The 24548-nt window shown below is 66.7% G+C and carries 23 protein-coding genes and 2 tRNA genes; 18 read left to right on the forward strand and 7 right to left on the reverse strand.

The genetic code is table 11. The features are described from left to right. The first annotated feature begins 50 nt into the window (after window positions 1-50). The 11 genes from dnaK (at window position 51) to purQ (ending at window position 10788) form a co-directional block, all read left to right on the forward strand. The gene (dnaK, locus tag ACOOF5_RS06545; RefSeq protein ID WP_420440913.1) at window positions 51-1868 is read left to right on the forward strand and encodes a molecular chaperone DnaK; all 1818 of its coding nucleotides are present in this window, start codon (window positions 51-53) and stop codon (window positions 1866-1868) included. Then, the gene (locus ACOOF5_RS06550; protein ID WP_420437719.1) at window positions 1865-2560 is read left to right on the forward strand and encodes a nucleotide exchange factor GrpE; all 696 of its coding nucleotides are present in this window, start codon (window positions 1865-1867) and stop codon (window positions 2558-2560) included. Before dnaK ends, ACOOF5_RS06550 begins: the two co-directional genes overlap by 4 nt. A 9-nt stretch (window positions 2561-2569) precedes the next feature. Beyond that, window positions 2570-3553: a DnaJ C-terminal domain-containing protein gene (locus ACOOF5_RS06555; RefSeq protein ID WP_420437720.1), complete on the forward strand. Its 984-nt coding sequence runs from the start codon at window positions 2570-2572 to the stop codon at window positions 3551-3553. Continuing rightward, the gene (locus tag ACOOF5_RS06560) at window positions 3550-3981 is read left to right on the forward strand and encodes a heat shock protein transcriptional repressor HspR (protein ID WP_420437721.1); all 432 of its coding nucleotides are present in this window, start codon (window positions 3550-3552) and stop codon (window positions 3979-3981) included. The genes ACOOF5_RS06555 and ACOOF5_RS06560 overlap by 4 nt, the downstream gene beginning before the upstream one ends. A 279-nt stretch (window positions 3982-4260) precedes the next feature. Further along, window positions 4261-5541 (forward strand): adenylosuccinate synthase, encoded by a 1281-nt coding sequence (locus ACOOF5_RS06565; protein ID WP_420437722.1) that lies wholly within the window; start codon window positions 4261-4263, stop codon window positions 5539-5541. A gap of 26 nt (window positions 5542-5567) precedes the next feature. Then, window positions 5568-6827: a phosphoribosylamine--glycine ligase gene (gene purD / locus ACOOF5_RS06570; RefSeq protein WP_420437723.1), complete on the forward strand. Its 1260-nt coding sequence runs from the start codon at window positions 5568-5570 to the stop codon at window positions 6825-6827. A gap of 115 nt (window positions 6828-6942) precedes the next feature. After that, window positions 6943-7389: a 5-(carboxyamino)imidazole ribonucleotide mutase gene (purE, locus tag ACOOF5_RS06575; protein WP_420437724.1), complete on the forward strand. Its 447-nt coding sequence runs from the start codon at window positions 6943-6945 to the stop codon at window positions 7387-7389. A gap of 7 nt (window positions 7390-7396) precedes the next feature. After that, entirely contained in the window at window positions 7397-8827 is a 1431-nt protein-coding gene (gene purB / locus ACOOF5_RS06580; protein WP_420437725.1) for an adenylosuccinate lyase, read from the forward strand. Between the two features lie 61 nt (window positions 8828-8888). Continuing rightward, entirely contained in the window at window positions 8889-9794 is a 906-nt protein-coding gene (locus tag ACOOF5_RS06585; protein ID WP_420437726.1) for a phosphoribosylaminoimidazolesuccinocarboxamide synthase, read from the forward strand. Then, window positions 9791-10093: a phosphoribosylformylglycinamidine synthase subunit PurS gene (purS, locus tag ACOOF5_RS06590; protein ID WP_420437727.1), complete on the forward strand. Its 303-nt coding sequence runs from the start codon at window positions 9791-9793 to the stop codon at window positions 10091-10093. Before ACOOF5_RS06585 ends, purS begins: the two co-directional genes overlap by 4 nt. Further along, entirely contained in the window at window positions 10090-10788 is a 699-nt protein-coding gene (gene purQ, locus ACOOF5_RS06595; RefSeq protein ID WP_420437728.1) for a phosphoribosylformylglycinamidine synthase subunit PurQ, read from the forward strand. Before purS ends, purQ begins: the two co-directional genes overlap by 4 nt. 61 nt (window positions 10789-10849) lie before the next feature. On the opposite strand, the gene ACOOF5_RS06600 is transcribed toward purQ, so the two are convergent. Further along, entirely contained in the window at window positions 10850-11251 is a 402-nt protein-coding gene (locus ACOOF5_RS06600) for a hypothetical protein (RefSeq protein ID WP_420437729.1), read from the reverse strand. Window positions 11252-11268: 17 nt separating this feature from the next. Here ACOOF5_RS06600 and purL point away from each other — a divergent pair, with 17 nt between their 5' ends. The 4 genes from purL (at window position 11269) to ACOOF5_RS06620 (ending at window position 17917) form a co-directional block, all read left to right on the forward strand. Next, on the forward strand, window positions 11269-13647 hold the full coding sequence (gene purL, locus ACOOF5_RS06605; protein ID WP_420437730.1) for a phosphoribosylformylglycinamidine synthase subunit PurL: 2379 nt from the start codon (window positions 11269-11271) through the stop codon (window positions 13645-13647). Next, a complete protein-coding gene (gene purF / locus ACOOF5_RS06610) occupies window positions 13644-15236 on the forward strand; it encodes an amidophosphoribosyltransferase (protein ID WP_420437731.1) in 1593 nt (530 codons plus the stop codon). Before purL ends, purF begins: the two co-directional genes overlap by 4 nt. Before the next feature lie 111 nt (window positions 15237-15347). Next, window positions 15348-16448 carry a phosphoribosylformylglycinamidine cyclo-ligase gene (gene purM / locus ACOOF5_RS06615; RefSeq protein ID WP_420437732.1) on the forward strand — a complete coding sequence of 367 codons (1101 nt, stop codon included), beginning with the start codon at window positions 15348-15350 and terminating at the stop codon, window positions 16446-16448. 53 nt (window positions 16449-16501) lie between these two features. Continuing rightward, window positions 16502-17917, forward strand: coding sequence for an NAD-dependent malic enzyme (locus ACOOF5_RS06620; RefSeq protein ID WP_420437733.1), 1416 nt, complete (start codon window positions 16502-16504; stop codon window positions 17915-17917). Between the two features lie 160 nt (window positions 17918-18077). On the opposite strand, the gene ACOOF5_RS06625 is transcribed toward ACOOF5_RS06620, so the two are convergent. From ACOOF5_RS06625 to ACOOF5_RS06650, 6 genes are all read right to left on the reverse strand, one after another. Then, window positions 18078-18150, reverse strand: a tRNA-Phe gene (locus tag ACOOF5_RS06625). A 1-nt stretch (window position 18151) separates the two neighbouring features. Next, window positions 18152-18226 (reverse strand) — tRNA-Asp (locus ACOOF5_RS06630). A gap of 80 nt (window positions 18227-18306) precedes the next feature. Continuing rightward, window positions 18307-19557, reverse strand: a complete 1251-nt coding sequence (locus ACOOF5_RS06635; protein ID WP_420437734.1) for a winged helix-turn-helix domain-containing protein — start codon at window positions 19555-19557, stop codon at window positions 18307-18309. A gap of 154 nt (window positions 19558-19711) precedes the next feature. Next, the gene (gene rpmG, locus ACOOF5_RS06640; protein ID WP_420437735.1) at window positions 19712-19876 is read right to left on the reverse strand and encodes a 50S ribosomal protein L33; all 165 of its coding nucleotides are present in this window, start codon (window positions 19874-19876) and stop codon (window positions 19712-19714) included. After that, window positions 19876-20112, reverse strand: coding sequence for a 50S ribosomal protein L28 (rpmB, locus tag ACOOF5_RS06645; RefSeq protein ID WP_420437736.1), 237 nt, complete (start codon window positions 20110-20112; stop codon window positions 19876-19878). Before rpmB ends, rpmG begins: the two co-directional genes overlap by 1 nt. A gap of 132 nt (window positions 20113-20244) precedes the next feature. Continuing rightward, a complete protein-coding gene (locus ACOOF5_RS06650) occupies window positions 20245-21330 on the reverse strand; it encodes an LLM class flavin-dependent oxidoreductase (protein WP_420437737.1) in 1086 nt (361 codons plus the stop codon). A 95-nt stretch (window positions 21331-21425) separates the two neighbouring features. Here ACOOF5_RS06650 and ACOOF5_RS06655 point away from each other — a divergent pair, with 95 nt between their 5' ends. The 3 genes from ACOOF5_RS06655 to ACOOF5_RS06665 all read left to right on the forward strand — a co-directional run bounded on the left by ACOOF5_RS06655 (window position 21426) and on the right by ACOOF5_RS06665 (window position 24320). Further along, window positions 21426-22028: an NUDIX hydrolase gene (locus ACOOF5_RS06655; protein ID WP_420437738.1), complete on the forward strand. Its 603-nt coding sequence runs from the start codon at window positions 21426-21428 to the stop codon at window positions 22026-22028. 71 nt (window positions 22029-22099) lie between these two features. Next, entirely contained in the window at window positions 22100-22825 is a 726-nt protein-coding gene (locus ACOOF5_RS06660) for a response regulator transcription factor (protein ID WP_420437739.1), read from the forward strand. 88 nt (window positions 22826-22913) lie between these two features. Then, on the forward strand, window positions 22914-24320 hold the full coding sequence (locus ACOOF5_RS06665) for an ATP-binding protein (RefSeq protein WP_420437740.1): 1407 nt from the start codon (window positions 22914-22916) through the stop codon (window positions 24318-24320). Window positions 24321-24548: the final 228 nt, after the last annotated feature.

Raw genomic sequence — 24548 nt, forward strand, 5'->3', positions numbered from 1 at the left:
GCATTCTCGGCTTCTGTGGGCCGGGATGCCTCACGATGAAAGGCACAACGATGCCCAAGGCTGTCGGAATTGACCTCGGAACCACAAATTCGGTGGTGGCTGCCATGGAGGGCGGCGAGCCCGCCGTCATTGCCAACGCCGAAGGCGACCGCACCACGCCGTCGGTGGTGGCCTTCGCACGCAATGGCGAGGTGCTGACCGGCGAGGTCGCCAAACGGCAGGCGGTCACGAATCCCGACCGGACCATCGCGTCGGTCAAGCGGCACATGGGCACCACGTGGGGCAAGTCCATCGACGACAAGAACTACACGCCCCAAGAGATCTCGGCCCGGGTGCTGCAGAAGCTGAAGCGCGACGCCGAGCAGTATCTCGGCGACACGGTCACCGAAGCGGTCATCACCGTTCCCGCGTACTTCGACGATGCGCAGCGAACCGCCACGACGGAGGCCGGCAAGATCGCCGGGCTCGAGGTGCTGCGCATCATCAACGAGCCGACTGCCGCAGCACTGGCCTATGGCCTCGACAAGGAGACTGAGGACCAGACGATCCTGGTGTTCGACCTCGGCGGTGGCACGTTCGACGTGTCGGTGCTCGAGATTGGCGACGGCGTTTTCGAGGTGAAGTCCACGGCGGGCGATACCCGTCTCGGCGGCGATGACTGGGATGGCGCCGTGGTGTCCTGGCTGACCGCGTCGTTCCAAGGAGATCACGGAGTCGACCTGAGCGCCGACGCGATGGCCTGCCAGCGACTGCGGGAGGCGGCCGAGCAGGCCAAGAAGGACGTGTCGTCCAAGCAGTCCACTCAGATCAACCTGCCGTTTATCACTGCGACCGACAGCGGTCCCCTCCACCTCGACTACGAGTTGACCAGAGCGAAGTTCGAGGAATTGACCTTCGATCTGCTGAAGCGCTGCCGGGCCCCGTTCGAGCAGGCGATCAAGGACGCCGGCCTGTCGAAGAACGACATCGACCACGTGATCATGGTGGGCGGCTCCACCCGGATGCCTGCAGTACAGAAGCTGGTGACCGACCTGACGGGTCGTGAGCCACACAAGGGCGTGAATCCCGACGAGGTGGTCTCGGTCGGTGCAGCCATTCAGGCCGGCGTGCTGAAGGGTGACGTCACCGATGTGCTGTTGCTGGATGTCACGCCGCTGAGCCTGGGCATCGAGACCAAGGGTGGTGTGATGACGCGGCTCATCGAACGGAACACCACCATCCCCACACGGCGCTCGGAGATGTTCACCACTGCCGAAGACGGCCAGCCGTCCGTTGAGATCCACGTGCTGCAAGGTGAGCGCGAAATGGCCGGCGGCAACAAGACGCTGGGCAAGTTCCAGCTGGTAGGCCTGCCGCCCGCACCGCGGGGCGTGCCGCAGATCGAGGTGGCATTCGATATCGATGCCAACGGCATCGTCCACGTCTCCGCAAAGGACAGCGCCACCGGCCAGGAACAGTCGATCACCATCACCGGGCAGTCGGCCATGTCGTCCGAAGAGATTGACCAGATGGTCGCCGACGCCGAGGCGCATGCCGCGGAGGACGCTCGCCGGCGCGAGGAGGCAGAGGTCCGCAACAATGCGGACACGCTCGTGTACCAGACACGCAAGCTGCTCGACGAGCAAGGCGACAGCGTTGCTGCCGCCGACAAAGAGCCTGTGGAATCGGTCTTGGCGGCTGCCAGCGAAGCGCTCGAGAGTGATGACCTCGACGCGATCCGGTCCGCAACCGAGACGCTCGCTGCGGCCAGCAGCGCGTTCAGTCAGAAGCTGTACGAGTCTGCGGCCGCGAGCACCGATGCCGGTGCCGCCGGCACCGGTTCTGACGACGATGTCGTCGACGCGGAGATCGTGGACGAGGAGAAGTGAGCGCCTCAGCACCGGAGCCGTCTGAGACCGCCGTTGATTCCGCCGTCGATGGCGTTGACGACGCCGCAACCAGCGAGCCTGACGTCGGCGAGGCCGCCGAATTTGCTGCAGCGACTGCGGAGTCACTCGACGAGAGTTCGCCGGAGCTGGATGACTCGGCGCATCGAGCTGACCTGCTGGGGAAACTCAATGCCGTGACGGCCGAGCGGGATGACTATCTGGACCAGCTGCAGCGGCAGCGAGCCGAGTTCCAGAACTTCCGCAAGCGAGTCGAAGCGGAGCGACGCCAACAGGTCTCCGCTGGCGTTAGCCGCCTGGTCGAGTCGCTGCTGCCAGTGCTTGACGGGTGCGACGCGGCCACTGCACAGGGACACAGTGAGGTGGCCGCCGTTGGACAGTCACTCATGGTGGCCCTGGGCAAGGCAGGACTCGAACGAATCGACGCAGTTGGGGAACCTTTCGATCCCAACCAGCACGAGGCAGTGACGATCGAAGCGGCACCCGAACCCGGTACGGCGGCATCCGATAACGATGCCGGAGAATCCCCAGACGTCGCCGCGACCGGAGCTGATGCTGGCGAGCCGGAACTCGACGCCGAAGTCCTCCAAGTTGTGACCGCGGAGCTGCGCAGCGGGTTCCGTTTTGACGGTCGCGTGCTGCGTGCCGCCATGGTCAAGGTGCGTACGGGGTAGGGGACGGCGATGGGCCCACGACGCGAGTGGTTCGAGACCGATTACTACGCGGTCTTGGGCGTCTCGCCCGACGCGTCGGAGAAGGAGGTCACCAAGGCCTACCGCAAGCTCGCCCGCAAGCACCATCCGGATTCGAGCGACGGCGATGAAGCGCGCTTCAAGCAGATCTCCGCGGCGTATGACGTCATCGGTGACACCACCAAACGCACTGCATACGACGAGGCGCGCCGGATGGGGCCAGCTGGCTTCGGCCCCCAGACGGGCGGTTTCGCGTCGGGCCCGGGAGGCTTCAGCATCCGCGTCGAGGATCTCGGCGACCTGGGCGGCATCTTCGGCACGCTGTTCGGCGATGGCCGCGGCCGCGGCGGCCGCGCTGGCCCCATGCCGATGCGCGGCCAAGATCTGGAGACCCGCGTCGGCATCTCGTTTCGCGATGCGGTCTCGGGTGCCGTCACCGAGGTTGTGGCGCCCGATTCGGCGTCGGGCGGGATGCGAAAGGTCAAGGTGCGCATTCCCGCCGGCGTCGACGACGGCGATCGGATCAGGCTGGCGGGCAAGGGCTCGCCGGGTTCGGGCGGGGGACCGAGCGGCGATCTCTTTGTGCTGGTCGACGTGACACCTGATGCCGACTTCGGACGAGACGGCCGGAACCTGACCCTCAGCGTGCCGATCACGTTCCCCGAGGCCGTGCTCGGGGCCGATGTGAAGGTGCTCGACTTCGACGGGAACCCCGTGACGCTGCGCATCCCACAGGGGACACCCTCGGGCAAGACCTTCCGGGTGCGCGGCCGCGGCATCGCCACTCGCCGCGGCACCGGCAATTTGCTGGTGAGCGTCGAGATCGTCGTGCCGACGAAGCTGTCGTCCGCGGAGCAGGCCGCCATCGAGGCGCTGGGCGACGTCACTGATTTCGAGGGAGGCACGAGCCGGCGACAGCGCTATGCCTCCCCGGAGCCGGCGACTCTCGCCGACGCTGCAGGAGCGACAACATGAGCGAACAACCGAGGCGAACGCCATCTGCGTCAGAGCGCAATCGGGCGCTGTACGTCATCTCGGTGGCGGCCGAGCTTGCCGGTGTGCATGCTCAGACGCTGCGGATCTACGAGCGCAAGGGCCTGGTGGCGCCCGCACGCACCTCAGGCGGCAGCCGCCGCTACAGCGACCGCGACATCGCCATGCTCAACCGCATCAGCCAGCTCACCAGCGAAGGTCTCAACTTGGCAGGCGTCAAGCGTGTGCTGGAACTGGAGGAACGTGTGGCGGCCTTGGAGCGCAAGCTCGCCGATGTGCAGGCCGAGGCTGCCGCTGTCGTGGCCCAGACGCACCGGCAGTACCGGCGCGACCTGGTGCCGCTGCCCCAGACCGATCTCATCCCGCGGCCAGCTTCGGGGCGAGGAGGAAGGCCGAATCCACAGGCTTGACACATGCGGCTCTCTGGGTAGCCCCAACGCCGATGCGGCGACAAACTTGAGTGTATAACCATCAAGTTTAGTGATATAGTAATAGTCATGAATCATGACGTCGATCCTCGCAATCAGTGCGCCCACCGCAGCCGGCGACCTTCCGTCGCTGTCGGAGGCTTGCTGAATGGCCTGCCGACTGGCCGGATCAGCCTAAGTTCCGGCGGTCCCGGAGGGGTCTGTCCCTAGACTGATTTGGTGACGACGACAGCGCCTTGCTGGCTGGCGATGGGCTGAATCATGCCGGGCTCAATCGTCGTAGGAATGCAATGGGGCGATGAGGGCAAGGGCCGCATCGTCGACATCGTCGCAAAGGACTGCCAGCACGTCGTCCGCTACCAGGGCGGCCACAACGCAGGACACACGCTTGTTGTCGACGGCGAGACTTTCAAGCTCCAGCTCATTCCCAGCGGTGTCCTGTACAACCACGTCACGCCGATCATCGGCAACGGCGTGGTGGTGAACCCGTGGGTGCTGATCGACGAGATCGACATGCTGACCCGGCGAGGTGTCGACTGCAGTCGCCTCATGCTCAGTCCAGCGGCACACCTGGTGCTGCCGTACCACCAGCTCACCGACGAACTGGTGGAAGAGCGGCGAGGCCAGGCAGGTTTGGGCACCACCAAACGAGGCATCGGGCCTGCCTATGCCGACAAGGCGGCCCGAGTCGGTCTGCGCATCGAGGACCTGCTGGATCCAGTGAAGCTGCGCGAGCGGCTGCACTCCGTCCTCGACGACCGTAACGACTACCTGCGTCGCGTCTTCGACCACCCAGGCACCGATCCAGACATGCTCGCCACCGAGCTGCTCGACGAGGTAGCACCGCAGCTGGCGCCGTTGGTGGCTGACACCGTCGGCTGGCTGCACGAGGCGTTGCATGCGGGCGAGCGAGTGCTGTTCGAGGGCGCCCAGGCCACCTTCCTCGACCTCGACCACGGCACCTATCCCTTTGTGACTTCCTCCAACCCGGTGGCAGGGTTCGCGCTCGTCGGCTCGGGCATCGGACCTGGCGCGATCGACCAGGTCATCGGCATCGCGAAGGCGTACACCACCCGGGTGGGTTCTGGCCCCTTTGTGACCGAGCTCGACGACGAGACCGGCGAACATCTGCGCGATCGCGGCGCAGAGTTCGGCACCAATACCAACCGGCCGCGCCGCTGCGGCTGGTTCGACGCGGTCATGGGCCGTCAAGCGGTGCGCCTGAATGCGTGCACGGAAGTCGCGCTCACCAAGCTCGACGTGCTCGACGAGCTCGACACGATCAAGGTGTGCGTGGCCTATGAGGTGGACGGCCGCCGTTACGACTACCTGCCGCACTTGCGTGCGCTGCATGACAGGGCCGTGCCGGTCTACGCAACGCTGCCTGGCTGGAGAATGCCGCTCGACAAGGTCACCGAACGGTGGCAGCTTCCCCGTCAGGCCCTCGACTACATCGTCTTCCTCGAACGCCAGCTTGGTCTGCCGATTCGCTACGTCTGCGTCGGTCCAGGCCGCGAGCAGTACATCCGCTTCGCGGCCTGAGTCGGGGAGCGCTGATGAGGGTCTGCGTGGTTGGCCAGGGTGGGCGCGAGCACGCGTTTGCGAGTGCCCTGGCCGCCACAGCCGATGTCGTTGTCACCCCCGGGAACCCCGGCATAGCTGGCAGCACTCCCGCCCCCGCCACTGAGATCGACGCCGACCTGTATGTCATCGGACCTGAGGGTCCCTTGGCTGATGGCTTGGCAGATCGCCTGCGGGCGGCGGGCCGCCTCGTGTTCGGACCGGGCGCAGATGGCGCCGCGCTCGAAAGCTCCAAGGCGTGGATGAAAGAAGTCGTCAGCGCTGCGGGTGTGCCCACGGCGGGCTATGCCACCTTCGCCAGCGAACCGGCGCAGCGCCAAGCAGCACACGCCTACCTCGAGACACTGGCACCGCCGTATGTCATCAAGACGAGCGGACTCGCCGCCGGCAAGGGCGTACTGGTCACCGACGACGTGGCATCAGCCCATTCCGACATCGATGCCAAGCTCGACGGCACGGCATTCGGGGACGCCGGTCGCCGCATCGTCATCGAAGAAGGGATGCGAGGCCCCGAAGTGTCGCTGTTTGCGCTCTGTGACGGTCGCCGAGCGGTACTGCTGCCCACAGCCGTGCGTGACCACAAGCGCGTCGGTGACGGCGACACGGGGCCGAATACGGGCGGCATGGGCTGCGTCTCGCCGTTGGCTGATGTCGACCGGGCCGTCTGCGCCGAACTGGGTGCGTTGGCGTTCGAACCGACGCTGGCCGAGCTGGCCCGTCGGGGCGTCGACTACCGCGGCGTGCTCTACGCCGGATTCATGCTGACGCCCGACGGACCCCGCCTGCTGGAGTTCAACGTGCGCTTCGGCGACCCCGAGGCACAGGTCACGCTGCCGCGCATCACCAACGACCTCGCGTTGCTGCTGGCCGGTGCGGCAGCGGGCGAGCTGAGCGACGAGGTCATCGTCTCCGACGACGCCATGGTGTGCGTCGTCTGTGCTGCGGAGGGCTATCCGGCTGCACCGCGCACCGGCGACGTCATATCTGGCCTCGAGCGCGCGCGTGAGGTCGACGGCGTCACGATCTTTTGTGCGGGTGTCGGGACCGCGGACGGTCAGGCTGGATCTGCTGGGTCTTTGGTAACCGGCGGCGGCCGGGTGCTGAACGTGTGCGGCCGCGGCCCCGATGTCGCGGCGGCCCGCGAACGTGCCTATCAAGCAGTGGGGCACCTTCATTGGCCCGGCATGACCTACCGCACCGACATCGCTGCGGCCGAGACCGCAGCAACTGCCGCGCTCGGCCGATGAGGGTGCCTACGGGTATGGGTCGGCGCTGTGAGCGCGGCAGCGGAAATCTCCCCGTCACCGACTCCGGACGGCGAGACTCGCACCACACGTCGATCCATGACAGGGGAGCTCAGCAATGAAAGTCGCCATCTTGATGGGTTCGCCGAACGATGCGCCAAAGATGGCGCCAGCCGCCGAGATGCTCGACAGGTTCGGCATCGACCATGTGACCGAGGTGATGAGCGCCCACCGGACGCCGGCAGCCGTCATGTCGTTCGCGACGACAGCACGCGATGCCGGTTTTGCCGCGATCATCTGCGGCGCCGGTATGGCAGCGCACCTCGCGGGCGTAGTGGCCGCACACACGACACTGCCGGTGATCGGCGTGCCGCTCAGCGGCGGCCTTGCCGACGGGCTCGACGCGCTGCTGTCGACGGTGCAGATGCCCAAGGGCATCCCCGTGGCGACTGTTGCGGTGAACGGCTCGGCGAATGCTGCGGTGCTCGTCGTAGAGATCTTGGCGGTGACCGATTCGGAGCTCGCCCGGGGTCTGGCGGAATTCCGCGCCGCGGGTGCCCGGTGACGCTGACATGAGCCCCGACGTCGTCCCCAACGTCTTGGCGACGCGCTACGCCTCCGCTGAGATGTCCGAGCTGTGGTCGCCACGCCACAAGATCATCCTCGAACGCCGTTTGTGGATAGCGGTGCTCGAAGCCCAGCGCGACGCAGGCGTCGACGTTCCCGATGGCGCGTTGGAGGCCTATCGCGAGATGATCGACCAGGTCGACCTGAACTCCATCACCGAACGCGAGCGGATCACCCGACACGACGTCAAGGCACGCATCGAGGAGTTCTGCGCGCTGGCCGGCCATGAGCAGATCCACCGCGCCATGACCTCGCGAGATCTCACCGAGAACGTCGAGCAGTGCCAGGTGCGCTCAGCCTTGCAGCTGGTCACTGAGCGCATGGCGGCGTTCATCACGCGCGTCGCCGCCCTGGCCGCTGCCCACCGTGACCTGGTGATGACCGCCCGCTCCCACAACGTGCCTGCGCAGGCGACCACGCTGGGCAAACGCTGGGCCACCATCGGCACCGAGGCAATGGTGGCCATCGAACGCCTCGAAGAGCTGACTGGCCGCTACCCGCTACGCGGGCTGCGTGGACCGGTCGGCACCCAGCAAGACCTGCTGGAACTGCTGGGCGGCGATCCCGCAGCGGTCGACCGCCTGGAACGCCGGATCGCCGATGAGCTGGGATTCGGCCGCGTGCTGGGGTCGGCTGGGCAGGTCTATCCACGCTCGCTCGACCTCGATGTCGTTGCCGCGCTTGTCGTCGCCGCCGCGCCGCTCGCCAACCTGGCGCTCAACGTTCGCCTGATGGCCGGCCTCGAGCTGGTGACCGAGGGATTCAAGGCCGGCCAAGTCGGTTCGTCGGCCATGCCGCACAAGATGAATACCCGGTCCTGCGAGCGCATCAGCGGCCTCGCCGTCATCCTGCGAGGACATCTCACGATGGCATCGCAATTGGCCGGCGATCAGTGGAACGAGGGTGATGTCAGCTGCTCGGTAGTGCGCCGGGTAGTGCTTCCCGACGCCTTCTTCGCACTCGACGGTGCACTCGAGACGGCATTCAGCGTGCTGGACGGCTTCGGCGCCTTCCCCGCACGCATCGCGGCAGAGCTGGCCGAGTACCTGCCGTTCCTTGCGACGACCCGTCTGCTCGCGGCTGCTGTCACCGCTGGCACGGGCCGCGAGCAGGCGCACGAACGAATTGCCGAGCACGCGACCGCCGCAGTGCTGTCGCTGCGGGAGGGCAACGCCGCCACGAACGACTTGGCGGAGCGGCTCGCGGCCGACCCCGTGCTGGCGCTCAGCGCCGGTGACATCGAATCAGCACTCGCTGACCATGCTTCCTTCAGCGGTCGTGCCACCGATCAAGTCGACGAGTTCGTGGCTGCGGCAGGCAAGCTCGCCGAGCGATACGGGCCGGCTGTGGCCTATGAAGGGGGCGAGGTGCTGTGAACGCGGCGAGATGGCGCTTCGGCGATCACGATCCGAAGAGAGACCCGATGAAAGGAGCAACGTGAGCGAGCTGGAACTCGTCCACCGCGGCAAGGTGCGCGAGATGTATCGCGTCGACGACAGACATCTGCTGATGGTCGCAAGCGACCGCATCTCGGCCTTCGACGTAGTGTTCGACGAACCGGTGCCCGACAAGGGCCGTGTCCTGACCGCCATGACGGCGTGGTGGTCGAGGTGGCTCGGCAACATTGCACCGACCCATGTGGTCTCGACCGACCCCGGCGACTTCCCCGCCGCCGCGCGGCGACCCGAACTCGCCGGCCGGACACTCCTTGTCCGCCGGGCAGAGATGCTGCCGATCGAGTGCATCGTGCGCGGGTACATCACCGGTTCGGCGTGGAAGGAATACCGCGAGCACGGCACCATGCACGACGAGCCACTGCCGGCCGGGCTGCTCGAATCTCAGCAGCTGCCTGAACCGGTCTTCACGCCGTCCACCAAGGCGACCGATGGGCACGACGTGAACATCTCTTTTGCCGCAGCCGCAGAGTTGGTCGGTGATGAAGCCGCCGCCGCCGCCCGCCAAGTGTGCGTCGATGCCTACAGCACGGCGGCCGCGCATGCTTGGCAGCGGGGCATCATCATTGCCGACACCAAGTTCGAGCTGGGCTACGTGGACGGTGCCCTGGTCATTGCCGACGAGTGGCTCACGCCCGATTCGTCCCGCTTCTGGCCCAAGGATCACTGGCAGCCGGGCGCAACGCCGCCGTCGCTTGACAAGCAGCCGGTGCGTGACGCCACCGAAGCCACCGGCTGGAATAAAGAGCCGCCGCCCCCGCCGCTGCCTGACGACGTGGTGGCCGCCACCCGTTCCCGGTACATCGAGGCATACGAGACGCTGACCGGCGAGTCGTTCGACGACTGGCTGGCGCAATCGGGCGTACTGGGCGGAGCAACTGCCCCATGAGCCGCTGGGATGTCTTGGTGGAAGTCTCGCCGCGCGCTGAGATTGCCGATCCGGCGGGAACCACGATTGAACGCGCCCTCGCAGCGTTGGGATTTGCGGGCGTCGGCGAGGTGCGGGTCGGCAAAGCCATCCGCATGGAGGTCTCCGCGGCGGACGCCGCTGAGGCCCGGTCAGTGACCGAGCAGATGTGCGAACGCCTGCTGGCGAATCCGGTGATCGAAGACACCCGCATCGAGCTGCGCGCCACTACGCAAGAACCCATGACGCCGGAACCCGCAGCCCAGGAACCCAGTCGGTGAGCGTCACGGTCGGCATCGTGCGGTTTCCCGGCACGAACTGCGATCTCGACACACTCGATGCGCTGACTGAATTGGGGGCGAGAACGGTGCTGCTGCACAGCGACGAGACCTCGCTCGGGAGTGTCGATGCTGTCGTCATCCCCGGCGGTTTCGCTCACGGCGACTACCTGCGAACGGGAGCAATCGCCCGTTTCTCGCCGATCATGGACGCAGTGGCGTCATTTGCGAGTGCTGGCGGTCCCATCGTCGGCATATGCAATGGGTTCCAAGTGCTGACCGAGGCAGGTCTGCTGCCCGGAGCATTACGACCTAATGCGGGGCTCTCGTTTTTGTGCCAGCCGCAGCAGGTGGTGATGGCGTCGGTCAATCATGTTCTGGGACATGGACTGTCAACGTCGGAGGTGCTGCACATCCCCATTAACCACTTCGAAGGGAACTATGTGTGCGATCGCCTGACGTTGCAGCGTTTGCGCGAGAAAGGCCAAGTAGTGATGCGCTACGTGGGCAATCCCAACGGATCGTTGGATGACATCGCCGGTATCTGCAATGAGATGGGCAATGTGGTGGGTCTCATGCCCCACCCCGAACGGGCCACCTCAGAACTATTGGGATCAACGGACGGCTGCAGGCTGCTCGAAGCGCTGCTCGAAGCAGCAGCGAGCACTCGTCGAGTCGTCGATGGCCGTACGGCTTGACGAGGAATGACGGCCGTGTGGATCGAAATTTCAAGTGCCGACGGCTGGGTGGTCTGAAGTGTCAGCCGCCCCGTGTGATGCCCGCACGGGCCAGCATGTCTGTCGGGACCCCGAATTCGCGCCACGTGGCGTACTGGATGCCCTTGCGCCGCCCGTAATTGCTGGCATGGGTGACAAAGCCCTCTTCGACCGAGGCCATGTCGGGTTCGATCTGCATCTCCTCGATGGCGGCTTCGATGTCGCGGCGCTCCTGCATGAGCAGCAAACGCTTGATCGGCTTTGCCTCAGCCATCTGCGCGTCGACCGCGTCCTTCTTGGCGTTCAACGACTCCGCACTCTGCCGACGGCCCGGACGCGGGCGGTTGGTCTCGAGCGCCTCGAGATAGTCGCGCACAGCCGTGGCCTCAATGCGCCCGGCGGCAATCGCCGCCTTGTGTTCATCGGACATTGTTCGTTCACTCATGGTGTCTGTATAGCAGGATGTGCAGTCTTATCCAATGTAATCGGGTCGATGTGACAGCAATTGCTTCTGGTTCTGCAAGCATTCATGAGGCTTTGGGTCTCACAGACTCCGAATACGAACGCATCTGCGAACTATTGGACCGGCAGCCGAACCATCTCGAACTCGCCATGTATGCGGTCATGTGGTCCGAGCATTGCTCGTATAAGTCGTCGCGTCGCCATCTCGCTCGGCTGCCAACGGAGGCACCCTGGGTGCTCGTCGGTCCGGGCGAGAACGCTGGCGTTGTCGATGTCGGCGACGGGATTGCCGTAGCAGTGCGCATCGAGAGCCATAACCACCCCTCCGCCATCGAGCCGTATCAAGGTGCCGCGACAGGCGTCGGCGGCATCTTGCGCGACATCTTCACGATGGGCGCACGTCCTATTGCCCTCGCCGATCCTTTGCGTGTCGGACCGCTGAATGAGCCGCGCAGCAACTGGATTGCTGAGGGAATCGTCAGCGGTATTTCCGGATACGGCAACAGCGTCGGGGTTCCGACCGTCGCAGGCGAATTCGTGTCATGCGAGACGTACCGAGACAACCCGCTGGTGAATGTGGCCGCTTTGGGCATCATGCCAACTGAACGCTTGGTCCTCGGCCGCGCGACCGACGTGGGCAGCTCGGCCGTGCTGATGGGCGCGAGCACCGGCCGCGACGGCATCGGCGGCGTCAGCGTGCTGGCGTCGGCGGGCTTCGAGGAAGCTGACGACGATGCGACCAAGCGCCCGAGCGTTCAGGTCGGCGATCCGTTCGAAGAAAAGCGCCTCATCGAAGCCTGCCTGGAACTGCTCGAAGCACAACTCGTCAGCGGTATTCAGGATCTCGGCGGCGCCGGCTTGACGTGTGCGGCCAGCGAGACCGCCTCACGCGGCGGTACCGGCATGGAGGTCGACGTCACCGCGGTGCCCTTGCGTCAGCGCGGCATGGCGCCCTTCGAGATCATGACCTCGGAGTCCCAGGAACGGATGCTGGCGATCGTCGCGCCGGCCAACGTCGATCAGGTGCTCGAGATCTGCGCGCGCTGGGAAGTGAATGCGACCGTTGTCGGGCGCGTCACCGGCGACGGCATGCTGCGGGTCCGTGACGGTGCCGAGGGCGAAATCCTGGCAGAGGTTCCTGCGAGCACATTGCACGACGACGCGCCGTCCTATGACCGCCCCCAGAGTCCGCCTGCTGATCTCGCAGTCCGCCGCCGCGTCGATCCTGCAGCCCATCGTGTCGCAGAGAGTTCGCCGGCTGGCGCTCCGGGCGACTGCGCCGCGGATCTGCTGGCGATGCTCGCGGACCCGAGCTGGGTATACCGGCAGTACGACCACCAGCTGTTTCTGAACACGGTCGTCGGCCCCGGGCACGACGCCACGCTGCTGCGATTGCGAAACCCTCGCGACGGCACGCCCACCGGTCGGGGCCTGGGCATCTCGGTCGACGGCAACCATCGCTGGTGCGACGCTGATCCCCGCAGGGGAACCGCCATGGTGGTGATCGAAGCGGCACTGAACCTTGCCTGCGTGGGCGCCGACCCGCTCGCGCTCGTCAACTGCCTGAACTTCGGCAATCCGACCCATCCCGAAGTCATGTGGCAGCTGTCGGAGGCGATCGACGGGATGTCCGAAGCCTGCGATGCGCTCGCAATACCGGTCGTCGGTGGCAATGTCAGCCTGTACAACGAGACCAACGGCATCGACATCTGTCCGACTCCGGTGGTGTGCATGGTCGGTGTGCATCCCGACCTCGTCCGGCGTCCGATCGCCGCCGCCGTGGCGCCCGGGACCGAGCTTGTGGTGCTGGCTCCGACCGGTCTCGCCGGTCAGGCGCACGATGGCGCTGATCCTGTCGCGCGCCCCCCGGTCCCGCTGGGCGGCAGCCGTTGGGCATGGGAACGCCGCCACTGCCGCGACGGAGCCTTGCCGCAGCTCCACCTCGCCGCCAGCGTCGCAACTGCCCAATTCGTTGCAGGCGCCGTACGGGACAACCTCGTGCATTTCGCGCACGACGTTTCCGATGGCGGCATCGCGGTGGCAATCGCGGAGATGTGCTGTCACGGCGGCACGGGCGTGCACGCCCGGGTGCCGTCGCTTGGAACCTCGGCGCCAGCGGCACGAGCGTTGTTTGCCGAGCCACCTGGCCGCGTGCTCGCGGCCGTTGGGGCTGACGATGTCGACCGTCTCGCGAGTGCGGCATCCGCAGCGGGAGTCGAATGCCGCCGCCTTGGATCGTTCGGCGGATCGCGCGTGCAGATCGGCCGGGCTTCCGAAACGGGCCTCGATGTCGACCTCGCGCTCGACGAGACGCTCGTCCGCTGGCGCGGCGCCTTGCCTGGATCGTTCGCACAACCTGCCAGCGGGGCCGCGGCATGAGCCAGGCTCCGGAGGAAGGTGTGGAGCTGTGCAAACCGCGCGAGGCCTGCGGCGTCTTCGGGGTGTACCTGCCTGGCGGTCCCGTCGCCCACCTGAGTTACCTCGGGTTGTACGCGCTGCAGCACCGCGGGCAGGAATCGGCCGGCATTGCGGTGTCCGACGGCACCCACATCACCGTGGTGAAGGACATGGGCCTCGTCGCCAGTGCGTTCGATGACCGGGTGCTGGCCGGGCTCGAGGGCAATCTGGCCATCGGGCACACCCGATACTCGACGACCGGGTCGAGCTCGTGGCGCGCGGCGCAGCCGTTCTACCGGGGCCTCGACGGCACGGAATTCGCGCTCGGGCACAACGGGAACCTCACCAACACCGCCGAGCTTGCTGCCTCATCGGGGATGCTCGACGGGGTGGTCACCAGTGACAGCGACCTCGTCGCCGAGCTGGTCGCCCAGCGCATCAGCGCCACACCGCAGATCACTCGCACGCGACCGCGCGAGGCCGTCACCGAGGCACTGGCAGCGGTGCTGCCAAGCCTTCGTGGCGGTTTCACGTTCGTGGTCGCCGACCGGGATCGCCTGATCGGGGTCCGCGACCCGCACGGCATCTGGCCGCTGTGTCTGGGCCGCCTGAATGTCGATGAGCCCGGGATCGATCCGTCCAATGTCGACCCGCATCGGGGCGGCTGGGTGCTGGCCTCGGAGAACCCGGCGCTGGAGGTGGTGGGCGCGACCTTCGAACGCGAGATCCGGCCGGGCGAGATGATCATCATCGACGCCGCGGGCTGCCGTTCGCTGTGGCCGTTCGCCAGCAGACCCGAAACCGGCGGCGGGCTGGCACCGCATCTGTGCATCTTCGAATTCGTGTACTTCTCGCGTCCTGACACAAACTTGGCCAGCCAGAACGTGCACGCAGCCCGGCAGCGCATGGGTGCGCACCTGGCGACCAATGCACCGGTCGCAGCAGATCTGGTGATGCCCGTTCCCGAATCGGGCATTCCTGCCGCACAGGGCTACGCACGTGCCAGCGGCATCGCCTACGGCGACGGACTCGTCAAGAACCGCTACATCGGACGCACCTTCATCGCGCCAAACCAGCATGTCCGGTCGTTAGGTGTGCGAACGAAGCTGAACCCGATCAGCCCCAACATCAACGGACGCCGGCTCGTGGTGGTCGACGACTCGATTGTGCGCGGCACGACCACTCGGTCCATTATTGAGATGCTGCGCGGTGCCGGCGCCACGGAGGTGCACATGCGCATCTCCTCGCCGCCCTACCGGTGGCCCTGCTTCTACGGCATGGACACCGGCACCTCCGACGAGCTGCTGGCCGCGAACCGTGATCTGGCCGAGATCGAGGACTACCTGGGAGTCGACTCGCTGGCGTACCTGAGCCTCGATCAGCTCGTCGAGGCCACTGGCGTGCCCGGCGGCGGGTTCTGCCATGCATGTCTCACGGGTGAATACCCAATCGAGATCGGTGCGAGGGCACGTGCGGAGGTGTTCGGAAGCGACACCGACGAGCCCCCTCGCTCGCTGATTGCCACGGGCCGCGTGCAGCCTGCGGTCGTCACGGCGCCGCTGACCGGATGACACCGGTGCGATGATGCCTGCGAACTGCACCGATCCGATGACAGATGGCCCTGCGGAAAATTCTGACCACGCGCCCAGTTTCGATCGCGACGGTGCGACGGCGGCAGTCCGATGATTGCCGAGCCCTCGGATGCACCCGAGCAGGCCATAACGGCCGATGGTGCCGCACCGCTGACCTACGAAGCGGCCGGAGTGAGCATCGCTGCGGGGGACGAGGCGGTGCGGCGTCTGGCGCCGCACGCTCGCAGCACGTTCCGACCTGAGGTGCTGAGCGACATCGGGGCATTCGGGGCGGTGACTGCCCTGCCGGCGGGCATGGATGAACCGGTGCTGGTGAGCGCGAATGACGGTGCCGGCACCAAGCCGCTCGTCGCCGCTGCGCTCGGCCGATGGGACACCATCGGGATCGACGTGGTGGCCATGTGCGTCGATGACATCGTCACGCTTGGCGCAGAACCGTTGCTGTTTCACGACCAGATCACCGCGGGTCGTCTCGATCCCGACGTGATGGAGGCGATCGTGCAGGGCCTGGCCGCGGGGTGCCGCACTGCCGGCTGCGCCTTGGTCGGCGGTGAGCTGGCTGAACACCCTGACGCGCTCGCTCCCGACGACGTCGACATCGCTGGCTTCGCCGTCGGCGTCGTCGAGCGCGCACGACTGCCGGCCCCCGTTGGGGGCGAGCCCTTGGTGCTCGTGGGACTCGCGTCCGGCGGGCTGCGATGCAACGGCTACAGCCTCGCCCGCCGCGTCCTGTGCGGCACTTCGCTCGACGCCGGGCGGCTTGCTGTGCCGGCATGGCCGGGTGCCGATCGCGCGCTGGGCGACGAGCTGCTGGCGCCGTCAGCGATCTATGCCCCCGCAGTGCTGGCGATATTCGACGAATGCGACGCTCGCGGCGCTGCCCACATCACCGGCGGGGGACTGGCGGCGAACCTTGCACGCATGCTGGGCCCCGACGCAGAAGCGGTCGTGCGACGCGGTGCGTGGCCGGTGCCTGCGATCTTCGACCACATCGCCGCTACCGGACCGGTGACCCAGTCCGAAATGGATCGCGTCTTCAACCTGGGCGTCGGCATGGTGGTGGCGGTGCCGCCCTCGTACGCGGACAGTGCGATCGACATTGCCGGTGCAGCAGGACACGACGCATTCCAGATCGGCGAGATCCGGCGTGGCGACGGCGCCGTCCACCTCCTCGATCCTGATCAGGCCTAGAACAGCAGTCCAGACCAATACCCTGCCGGTTCTGCACACGCGCAGGAGCGCCGATGACTGCCACCGCAGGGTCCCGACCCACCGCCGCCTATTCCGCCACGCTCGAAGTTGAGCTGGCTCACCAGCCGGGCACGCTCGGCCGGCTGTGTACCGCCATCGGCGATGTCGGCGGCAACATTCAGAGCCTCGACGGGTTCACGATCACACAGGGGGCGTTGCGCCAGCACATCGTGGTCGACGCAGCCAGTGAGCAGCACATCACCGAGATCTGCACAGCTGTCAACGGCCTCGAAGGCATCACGGTCATATCGGCACTCGACCGCACCTTCGAGCTGCACGACGGCGGCAAGCTCGAGACGGTCAGCCGCATCCCGCTGCGCAACGCGGACGATCTGTCCATGGCTTACACGCCAGGCGTGGCCCGTGTCTGCCGGGCGATCGTGGATGATCCCTCTCGCGCCCACGACTTGACGATTAAGGGCAACACGGTGGCCATCGTGTCCGACGGCACCGCCGTGCTCGGTCTCGGCGACATCGGTCCGGCGGCGGCGATGCCGGTTATGGAAGGCAAGGCGCTGCTCTTCAAGGAGTTCGCCGGTGTGGACGCCTTCCCGATCTGCCTCGACGTCACCAAGCCTGATGAGATCGTCGAAACGGTCATCCGGCTCGCGCCGACCTTCGGCGGCATCAACCTCGAGGACATTGCAGCGCCCGGCGCGTTCGAGGTCGAGGAAGCGCTGCGCGCCGCGCTCGACATTCCCGTGTTCCACGACGACCAGCACGGCACCGCTGTCGTTGCGCTGGCGGCACTCCGCAATTCGGCGCGCATTGTGGGCAAGGAGCTGGCGAACCTGCAATGCGTCATCCTGGGCGCTGGCGCCGCCGGCGTGGCAACCGCAAAGATCCTGCTCGGCGCTGGAATCGGCAACGTGATCGCCTGCGACCGCAAGGGCACCATTCACCCCGGACGCGCCGACCTGAACCACGCCAAGGAATGGCTTGCCGCCAACACCAACACGGAGCGTGTAGCTGGCACGGTGGCCGACGCGATGGCCGGTGCAGACGTGTTCTTGGGGCTGAGCGGCCCTGGGCTCGTCACCCGCGACGATGTGGCGAGCATGGCGGAGCGGCCGATCGTGTTCGCGATGGCGAACCCCGACCCCGAGATCCTGCCCGACGACATCGCCGATATCGCCGGCGTCGTGGCGACTGGCCGCAGCGACTACCCCAACCAGATCAACAACGTGCTGGCATTCCCGGGCATCTTCCGGGGCGCCTTCGACGCAGGTGCCACCGACATCACCGAGAACATGAAGATCGCCGCTGCCGACGCGATTGCGGCTGCCGTGTCGAGCGACGATCTGTGCCCCGAGCTGGTCATCCCCACAGCCTTCGACCGCTCAGTAGTCCCCGCAGTAGCCGCCGCAGTAGCCAAAGCAGCCCGAACCGACCAAGTCACCCGCCGCTAAACGCCCTTCTATTGTCGCGAGTGCGGCGAAGCCCCTTTCGCTCGTTTCTGTTGTCGCGAGTGCGGCGAAGCCTTGATTTCTATTGTCGCGAGCGAGGGCGCAACCCTTTCGCTCGTTTCTATTGTCGCGAGTGCGGCGAAGCCTTGCACTCGCACCAGAGTGGTCGGGACCGGCGTCGATCCGGTGACCTCACGCTTTTCAGGCGCGCGCTCTGCCAACTGAGCTACCCGACCGCGGTCCCGACGGGATTTGAACCCGCGACCTCTGGCTTGACAGGCCAGCGTGAACTCCAGACTTCACCACGGGACCAGTTGATTTGCTGTCTGCTCGCACCGACACGGCGACCGCAGTCGCTGCCGATGCAAGACCAGCAACGATAGCGATCTGGATCAGCAATCAGCGCCGCCCAGTGCTCGCCAGAGACGGTCAGCGAGATCGCCGCGAGACGACACCGACACTCCCTCGCCGCCGCACCATGCTGACAGCGCGCGCAGTTCGGCTGCCAACGCCTCGAGAGTTCTGGTCTCTGCTTCGCCACCGCTGGGCCACGCCCCTGGTTCCGCCCAAGAGGCCGGCACCTCCAAGACGCCGCGGTCCCGGTCGAATCGAACATCGAGGCGCGCCACCAGCGCATCGTCGTGCAGGAACGGCAGCACGAAGTAGCCGTACTGTCGCTTGGCCTTGGGCGTGTAGATCTCGATCCGGTAGCGGAACCCGAAGAGGCGCTCAGCACGCGGGCGGTACCACACCAGCGGATCGAACGGGCTGAGCAGCGCCGACCGGGATCGCTTGCGGCCACGCTTCAACGCTGCAGGCAGGTAGGCGGATCTGTCCCAGCCGTCGACCGTCGCTTCGAGCAGGGTTCCCTCCTCGACGAGTTCATGAATGCGTGTCCGCGCAATGCGCTTTGGCAGTCGGTGGTAGTCGATCAGATCGTCTGCGGTGGCAATGCCGAGGCAGTCGGCCGCTTGGCTCAGCAACGCCCGGTGAGCGTCTGGCTCATCGACTTCGCGTGCCAACACATTGTCGGGCAGCACCCGTTCGATCATGTCGTAACGGCGAGTGAAGCCGACCCGCTCCGCCACGCCCACCTGACCGCACCAGAACAGCCATGCCAGCGCCATCTTTGCGTTGCTGCGCGTGCCCCACGGCCCTCGCACACCGGGTCCCCAGCCCAGCGCTGCGTCCAGTTCCGCCGATGATGCCGGCCCATTGCTGTCCAGCCATGCCAGTGCTTCGTCGATGCGGCGTGGCTCTTCGCGCCCAAAGCGCGCAAAGCCGCTCCACATCTCGCCTTGTTCGCCGCGCCGCATATGCCAGCGATACAGCGGCCAGTCGCTCACCTGAACGAACGAAGCCTCATGGCCCCAGTACTCGGTCAGCTCCCGGTCGGCCGTCCCGCGGGCGTAGGCCGCCCGCTCCAGCAACGCGAGCACGGCGTCGTGCGTGCCGCCAATTCGCGCTCGCAGAACCAGCAAGTGCGAGCGCGCCACGGCACTGACGGCGTCGATCTGCAGCAGACCCATCTGGCCCATGGCGCGTCGCAGATGGCGTGCATCGAGCCGTCCCGCCGGGAGCGTTGCGGCGAGCCCTTGCGCGCCGATGGCGAGGTGCCGCGCCGCACGCAGGCTCAGGTGCACAGGCCGAATGGGGGGCGGGAGCGAAGTGGCCGCGACGAAGGGCGAGAACGCGCCCCCGCAAGTCTGGGTACGCGGTGGGCAAGTGCCCGGGGCAACAGGCGTTGGGACGCAGGCCGCTCGCGAACCCGCTCAGCTATCCCGACAGCGACCTCGATCAGCGTTCTTCTTTGAAGATGACGTGCCGACGCAGCACGGGGTCGTACTTGCGCAGTTCGATGCGTTCGCGGGTGTTCGTCTTGTTCTTGCGAGTCGAGTACGTGTAGCCGCTGCCCTCGGTGGACTTCAGCTTGATGACGGGACGCTTGTCGCTCTTGGGCATCAGACTTTCTCTCCCCGGCGGCGCAGCTCGGCCACTACCGACTCGATGCCACGCTTGTTGATGGTCTTGATGCCCTTGGCGCTGACGGTCAGCGTGACCCAGCGCTGCTCGTTGGGCACCCAGAACCGCTTCCGCTGGATGTTCGGCTTGAACCAGCGCTTGGTCCGCCGGTGCGAGTGAGACACGTTGAAGCCCGAGTGCGGCCGACGACCGGTGACTTGGCAGATGTTGCTCATGGGAAGCAGCTCCCGCAGATGGGCTTGACAGCAGCGCACAAGGCTACCGAGCGGCCTGCAGAGATCGCGCCGCGAGTGTCAAGTGGCCGGCCATCGGGTAAAGCCGCGCAAGGCGGCGAGACCATGGCGACGTCAGCCGGTCGGAAGCCGGGGAATGATCTCGCGTCCGACACGTTCGAGCACGTCATAGCGAGGGTCGAAGTTCGGCAGGATCATCACCTGGTCGAGCCCGCGCTCGCCGAGATCCGCCAGTCGTTCGGTGACCTGGTCTGCGGTGCCCACGATGCAGGTGGCGTCGATGAGCTCGTCGGTCAGGAACCGAGCTTCTTCCGGCAGCACCCAGCAGTTGTGGCCGGCGTGGATCCGCTGGTGGATGCGATCGGGGTCGGAGTCGTCGAGCATGGCGCAGTACTCGTCCCAGACCGCCTCGAGGCGAGCGCCGGGCGACCTGCCGAACTGCCGGTATTGGTCGTAGGAGTAATGCAGCGACGCCATCGCGAACGCACCCGCTTCATGGTGAACGCGCTCGCGCTGGCTTGCCAGGGTGTCGCCGTCGTCGAGCACCACGATCGTGGTGAGCGAGCACATCAGGTAGTCGCTGCGGTCGATGCTGCGGCCTTCTTCGGCTGCGCCCGCTTCGATGTACTCCCAGACGCGGGCCGTCGCCGAACCGTCAGGCGGCACCGAAAGCACAGCACCATCGCCGTAGCGGCCCGCCAGCCCCAGCGACCGCGGCCCGAAGCCCGACACGTACAGCGGGATCGGATCGTCGAAGTTGACGAAGCCCGCGTCCGGCATGATGTGACGGATCGGCTGCGCACTGCCGCCGAAGTGATGCATGGCTTCCTCGCCGCGCAGCAGCGGCCGCAACGCCGCGAGGTACTGATCGAACTCGGCGATGCGCTGAGGCTTGTGCCCCATGATCCGCATTGCCGTGTTCCCCGTCCCGATGCCCAGAAACGTCCGCCCGGGAGCGAGGGCATTGATCGTGGCTATCGACGCGGCGGTGACCGGCGCGGGCCGCGTGCCCGAGACCGACACACCGGTGCCGAGCCCGATAGTGCTCGTGCGCTGCGCAGCAAGCGCCAGCGTGGCATAACAGTCCGACCACAGCATGTGGCTGTCTGCGAACCAAGCGTGCGTGTAGCCGAGTTCTTCGGCGCGCTCCACGTAGTCGAGATCGCCGATGTGCGATGCGATGCAAATCCCCAAGTCCATGCAAACTCCCTGAGTTCCCGCAGATCTCCGCGCGATCTTCTTCGATGCCCGCGACAAGCTCACCGTGGGCGGCGCGGACACGCTAGACACGAACCGTGGCACAGAACCGACCTGGGTCATCGAAGAAGCGCTCGCTGGAGGGTGACCGCAAGCGGGCACCCAGGACGGTTGAGAAGAAACTCGATCAGCGGGCCGCGCCCGAACGCCCCCAAGAGGCCATCGCAAAGAAACCGATGAAGCCACGGCGCCGCCACGTCGAACGGGGGCGCTACGCCAACGCTCCCGTGGACCGGGCGGCCGGCGGCGTGGTGTGCCACAAAGGCGCCGTGCTCGTGGTGCACCGGCCCCGATACGACGACTGGTCGCTGCCCAAGGGCCATCTCGACCCGGGCGAGTCCTGGGAGGAGGCCGCGCTGCGTGAGGTACGCGAGGAGACCGGCGTGCGCTGCGCGATCACCTCGGCGCCCTACCCGGTCAGCTACCTGATCGGCAGCCAGATACCCAAGCTGGTGCTCTTCTATGCAATGGCGCCGACGAAGGTGCCCAAGCGGCTCACCGGAGACCCGAGCGAGGTCGACGAGGTGGTCTGGTGGGACATCGCGGATGCTGTGCGGGCGCTGACCTACGAATCCGAGCGAGAAGCCTGTTCGGTGCTCACGATCCCGCACCTGCGCCGCACCGCTTCGGCTGCCGGCTAGCGGCCGAGCTCCGGCCCCGAGCGGCGCCGCCTCTCATGGGTTTCTCATGGTGCGCATTCCAGAATGAGGCCATGGGTGCTGACCCACCAGGGCGCAACCGCGCCGCAGTAGCCGTTGTCGACGACGACCAGCGCATCCGGGCTGCCCTGCGACGCGCGCTGCAGCTCGAGGGCTACGAGGTGCTCGAAGGCCGCGACGGCCTCGAGGGCGAGGCGCTCGCCGGTCGGGCGGACGTGCTGGTGCTCGATGCCACCATGCCGAATCTGGGCGGATTCGAGCTGTGCCGCCGCCTGCGCGCGGCCGGGAACCGCGTGCCGATCCTTCTGCTGACGGCCCGAGGTGCCACCGCTGACCGAGTGGAAGGCCTCGATGCCGGCGCTGACGATTATCTGGCGAAGCCGTTTGCGCTCGACGAGCTGCTGGCTCGGCTGCGGGCGCTCCTGCGCCGCAACGCCGAAGCGCTCCCAAGCGACCACGGTGAGCGTCTCGTGTGCGGCGACATCGTGTTGAACACCGCCAGCTACGAGGTGAGCTGTGCTGGCGAGCCCGTCGAGCTGACCCATACCGAGCACCGGCTGCTGGAGCTGTTCGTGCGCAACCGGGGCCGGGTGCTCCACCGTGAGGAGATCTACGACACGGTGTGGGGCTACGACGCGTCGCTGGCCTCCAACTCCTTGGAGGTCTACGTGGGCTACCTGCGCCGCAAGCTGGCGGCGGCTGCGGGCCCCGATGGCCACAGCCCGATCCGCACGGTGCGCGGCGTGGGATACGTCCTCAAGGAGCACGGGGTCCGTTGACCCTCCTGCTGGCGCCGTCTCGTATCCCGCCCGCGCGTGTGCTGCGTCGATGGGCCGCTGGGGACGCGGTTGTGCATCCAAGTTCGCCATGACGTTGCGAACGCGCCTCGGGCTGCTCGTGGCCATCTCCGTTGCGGTGCCCGTGCTGGCCGTCTCAGGGGTCGCGCTCTGGATTGCCCGCGACGAAGCACGCTCCGCGCTCGACCGTACGTTGGAAGACCGAGTCGCGGTGCTGATTGCGAGCGGCGGACGCCTGCCCGAACGCCGAGGCGTCCAGTTCTTCGGGCGTTTCGTCCCGCGGGATGTGCTTGCGCAGATCGTGGCCCCCAACGGCGCAGTGGTGTACACGTCTGACGAGGTGCTGCCGGTGGCGCCCGCCGATATTGCGGTGGCGAACGGACGGGCTCGCCGTCACCGAACCGATGTGTCTGCCGACGGTGTGCGCTTGAGAGTGCTGACTGTGCCGATATCGCCGGCTGGCGCGCTGATGGTCGCGAGCCCGCTCGATGAGGTAGACGCAAACGTGGCGGGATTGCGCAACGCGTTGGCGGTGGTCGCTGCCATCGGCGTCGCGGGCGCCGGGCTGTTGGGCTTTCTCGTGGCGGGCCGTGCCATCCGACCGGTCCGACGACTCACCGATGCGGCGCGCAATGTCGCGCAGACCCAAGACTTGGATCAGCCCATCGAGCTCGAACGCGACGACGAGCTGGGCGAATTGGCTCGCAGCTTCAACGCCATGCTGGAGGCGTTGGCGCTGTCGCGTGCCCAGCAGCATCGGCTGGTCGCCGACGCCGGTCACGAACTGCGCACACCGCTCACCAGCATCCGCACCAACATCGAATTGCTAGTCCGCGCCGAACCGTCTGCCGCCTCAGCGGAGGCCGCAACGCAAGCCGACGCTGGGGGCGCAGGCGTCGCACTCGACAGCGACGAGCGGCGCCAGATGCTCGACGATGTGCAGTTCGAGCTGGACCAACTCACTGAGCTGGTGAGCGAACTTGTCGAGCTGGCGACCGACCAGCGATCCCAGGGCGAGCCTGAGCGCGTCGATTTGGCCGAGCTGGCGGCGTCGGTGGTGGACCGGCACCGCCGCCGCACCGAGACGGCCTTCGTGACTGATTTCGTGCCGTGCGAGGTGGTCGTGAATGCGGCGCTGGTCGAGCGAGCGATCGGCAACCTCGTCGACAACGCGGTGAAGTGGTCTCCGCCCGGCGAACCCATCGAGATCAGCGTCGCAGCAGCCGAACGCGAAGCTCGGGTCCGGGTGCGTGACCGCGGCCCAGGCATCCCCGCTGCCCTGCGCGAGACGGTCTTCGAGCGGTTCTACCGCGCTCCCGAAGCCCGCTCCCAGCCCGGATCCGGGCTCGGACTGTCGATCGTCGATTACGTCGCTCGCACCCACGACGGCACTGCCGCCGTCGTCGACACCGAGGGCCCGGGCACCACCGTCGAACTCCGCTTGCCTCTGGCACCCGAGGCGGGCTTGCCACTCTGAGACGAGGCCACTCGTCCTGGGAAACTGTCCCTGAACTTGCAGGTCAGAGGCGTATTCTCCTGTCTAAGAAACGTTCGTATCGTAGACACCTGATCTGAGCCTGTCAAGCGGGCGAATCAGCCCTGCGGCCTCTCGCCGGCGATCGGGCCCATCCGAGCCGCAAACCCGCGTACTTGCTGAGCAATCGGGGACCGTCGCCGCCCCGAGGCAAACCAGCCGCGGCGTCGC

The organism is Candidatus Poriferisodalis sp. (assembly GCF_965214215.1).
Lineage (GTDB): Bacteria > Actinomycetota > Acidimicrobiia > Acidimicrobiales > Poriferisodalaceae > Poriferisodalis.

Excerpts from the sequence above, each read along its gene's own strand:
- purF (WP_420437731.1), top strand. The coding sequence starts at position 13,644 with ATGAGCCAGGCTCCGGAGGAAGGTGTGGAGCTGTGCAAACCGCGCGAG.
- dnaK (WP_420440913.1), top strand. The coding sequence starts at position 51 with ATGCCCAAGGCTGTCGGAATTGACCTCGGAACCACAAATTCGGTGGTG.
- rpmB (WP_420437736.1), bottom strand. The coding sequence starts at position 20,112 with ATGAGCAACATCTGCCAAGTCACCGGTCGTCGGCCGCACTCGGGCTTC.
- purL (WP_420437730.1), top strand. The coding sequence starts at position 11,269 with ATGTGCAGTCTTATCCAATGTAATCGGGTCGATGTGACAGCAATTGCT.
- purM (WP_420437732.1), top strand. The coding sequence starts at position 15,348 with ATGATTGCCGAGCCCTCGGATGCACCCGAGCAGGCCATAACGGCCGAT.
- ACOOF5_RS06620 (WP_420437733.1), top strand. The coding sequence starts at position 16,502 with ATGACTGCCACCGCAGGGTCCCGACCCACCGCCGCCTATTCCGCCACG.
- ACOOF5_RS06555 (WP_420437720.1), top strand. The coding sequence starts at position 2,570 with ATGGGCCCACGACGCGAGTGGTTCGAGACCGATTACTACGCGGTCTTG.
- ACOOF5_RS06665 (WP_420437740.1), top strand. The coding sequence starts at position 22,914 with ATGACGTTGCGAACGCGCCTCGGGCTGCTCGTGGCCATCTCCGTTGCG.
- ACOOF5_RS06600 (WP_420437729.1), bottom strand. The coding sequence starts at position 11,251 with ATGAGTGAACGAACAATGTCCGATGAACACAAGGCGGCGATTGCCGCC.
- purE (WP_420437724.1), top strand. The coding sequence starts at position 6,943 with ATGAAAGTCGCCATCTTGATGGGTTCGCCGAACGATGCGCCAAAGATG.
- rpmG (WP_420437735.1), bottom strand. The coding sequence starts at position 19,876 with ATGCCCAAGAGCGACAAGCGTCCCGTCATCAAGCTGAAGTCCACCGAG.
- purS (WP_420437727.1), top strand. The coding sequence starts at position 9,791 with ATGAGCCGCTGGGATGTCTTGGTGGAAGTCTCGCCGCGCGCTGAGATT.
- ACOOF5_RS06560 (WP_420437721.1), top strand. The coding sequence starts at position 3,550 with ATGAGCGAACAACCGAGGCGAACGCCATCTGCGTCAGAGCGCAATCGG.
- ACOOF5_RS06565 (WP_420437722.1), top strand. The coding sequence starts at position 4,261 with ATGCCGGGCTCAATCGTCGTAGGAATGCAATGGGGCGATGAGGGCAAG.
- ACOOF5_RS06660 (WP_420437739.1), top strand. The coding sequence starts at position 22,100 with ATGGGTGCTGACCCACCAGGGCGCAACCGCGCCGCAGTAGCCGTTGTC.
- ACOOF5_RS06650 (WP_420437737.1), bottom strand. The coding sequence starts at position 21,330 with ATGGACTTGGGGATTTGCATCGCATCGCACATCGGCGATCTCGACTAC.
- purB (WP_420437725.1), top strand. The coding sequence starts at position 7,397 with ATGAGCCCCGACGTCGTCCCCAACGTCTTGGCGACGCGCTACGCCTCC.